The 1,913-nt window shown below is 67.0% G+C and carries 4 protein-coding genes; 1 reads left to right on the top strand and 3 read right to left on the bottom strand.

Translation table 11 applies throughout. From position 1 onward, the window contains the following. Positions 1-410, top strand: a 410-nt coding sequence (locus tag ABWV20_RS16170; RefSeq protein WP_353356913.1) for an integrase core domain-containing protein, incomplete at its 5' end; no start/stop codon positions are given. Positions 411-513: 103 nt separating this feature from the next. Here the strand turns inward: ABWV20_RS16170 and ABWV20_RS16165 are convergent. The 3 genes from ABWV20_RS16165 to ABWV20_RS16155 form a co-directional block, all read right to left on the bottom strand. After that, positions 514-867, bottom strand: coding sequence for a type II toxin-antitoxin system HicB family antitoxin (locus ABWV20_RS16165; protein WP_353356911.1), 354 nt, complete (start codon positions 865-867; stop codon positions 514-516). Then, positions 867-1,112, bottom strand: a complete 246-nt coding sequence (locus ABWV20_RS16160; RefSeq protein ID WP_353356909.1) for a toxin HicA — start codon at positions 1,110-1,112, stop codon at positions 867-869. Before ABWV20_RS16160 ends, ABWV20_RS16165 begins: the two co-directional genes overlap by 1 nt. A gap of 136 nt (positions 1,113-1,248) precedes the next feature. Next, positions 1,249-1,913: tyrosine-type recombinase/integrase (locus tag ABWV20_RS16155; RefSeq protein ID WP_353356907.1), on the bottom strand; the 665-nt coding region annotated here is incomplete at its 5' end.

Raw genomic sequence — 1,913 nt, 5'->3', positions numbered from 1 at the left:
CCCGGGTCGGCTACGCCGAGGTCCACGACGACGAGACCGCCGAGACCGCCGTGGCCGTCCTGCGCCGGGCCGTCGCCTGGTTCAACGAGCGCGGCGTGACCGTCGAACGGGTCCTGTCCGACAACGGGCCGGCCTACCGCTCGCACCTGTGGCGCGACACCTGCACCGAGCTGGCGATCACGCCCAAGCGGACGCGGCCGCACCGGCCGCAGACCAACGGCAAAATCGAACGCTTCCACCGCACCCTGGCCGATGGGTGGGCCTACGCCCGGCACTACGCCACCGAGACGGAACGCCGGGCCGCCCTCCCGGCCTGGCTGCACGCCTACAATCACCACCGGCCCCACTCAGCCTGCGGGAACCAGCCACCCCTCAGCCGATTGACCAACGTCCCCGGTCAGTACATCTAGCGCTGGCGCATATCCGCGATCCGATGACGCGCGCATGCCCCGCTGGCGGCGGAAGGTCGCAACTGAAACGGCCCGTCTGCGAGGACCTTGTCAGCTGGGAGCGTCAGCCGTCTGCCATGAGTTTTCGAACGACCCACTGGTTGATGCTCAGGTTTTCCTCAGCCGCGCGCAAAGCCACCTCTCGGTGCAGCTTCTCGCCCAGCCGAAGGTTGAACTTACCGGAATAGCTGCGTTCAGAGATCGGTTCTGGCACGTCCTCGCCTTGTTCCTGCATGTCGAGGACGACATCTGTCAGCACGGCTTCGAGCCCTTGCAGGGCCTCGACCTGAGACGGTGCCAACCAGGACAGGGACGGGAACTCCGCAACGGTGGCGACGAACTCGTCATCCTCCACCGACCAGGCGACACGGTAGGTGTAGTGAGACACGTCGACCTGCGGCCGCTCTAGCGTGTCCATCACTCGGCCTCCTTCTTGTCGATTGCCTTGATAACTTGACGAACTTGGTAGGCCTTGGCCTTGCCCTTGTCGTTCTGAATGTTGACGCGGGGGTCAGCCGGCCATGGGGTCTTAAACACCGCATGTGAGGATCCCGTTTGACGGGGCCTCCCGAAGTAGTGTTCGCAGACCTTGTGGAGGTCGTTGTACGCGATGTTCCGTTGGTTGTTGCGCATCGCCGTAACGATCGACTCCACCGAGGCCACAGATTGATGGTACTACCGGCAGTACCAGTAGCCAAGGCGGGCACCGTGGTCGCATGGGCGTGGGGATTCCCATGGTGGACGTGTCGCGCCCGACGATGCAATGCCGGAGCGTCTCGCGAGTCTGGGGAGGATCGTGTTACACCCCGGCGACGTAGGCGGTCAGGAAGTGGACGCCGTGCCGGTCGAGGTTGCCCCGGGCGCGGTCGTAGTGTTCGGTCGTGCGGGGGTCGGCGTGGCGGGCAAGAATCTGCGCGTCGCGCAGGGGGACGCCGGCGTCGAGGGCGTTGGTGATCGCGGCGTGCCGCAGCGAGTGCGGGCTGATGTGCCGGGGGACCTGCGCGGCCTTCGCGATGCGGGCGACCATCCGGTAGACGTCGCGTCGGTCGATCGGCTTGCCGGAGACCGGTCGCAGCACCAGCGGCCCGGTGGTGCGCTGGCCGCGGCACGCTTCGAGGACCCGGAGCACCGGGACGGTCAGCGGCATGGTGGCCGGCTTGTTGCCCTTGCCGACCAGGTGCAGGACGCGGTGGCCGCGCAGCGTGTCGGCATAGTCCTCGATCCGGACCGCTGCCGCCTCGGAGGCGCGCAGCGCGTTGATACCCAGCAGGTACGCGAGCGCGCCGTGATACACGGTGATCGTCTGAGCCACTTGGAGGAATCGGATCAGCTCAAGCCGGTCCAGGCCTTGGGTGCGGGACTCGTCGCGGTGGATCTTCGGCAGCCGCGCGTAGACGGCCGGGTCGGCAGCGATCAGCCCGTCGATGGGGCCTTGCCCCCGGTTCTTGGACACGGGGTGGGATT

It is taken from the genome of Intrasporangium sp. DVR, assembly GCF_040365325.1.
Lineage (GTDB): Bacteria > Actinomycetota > Actinomycetes > Actinomycetales > Dermatophilaceae > Intrasporangium.
This window is presented reverse-complemented; position numbering and strand designations above follow the sequence as displayed.

Excerpts from the sequence above, each read along its gene's own strand:
- ABWV20_RS16165 (WP_353356911.1), bottom strand. The coding sequence starts at position 867 with ATGGACACGCTAGAGCGGCCGCAGGTCGACGTGTCTCACTACACCTAC.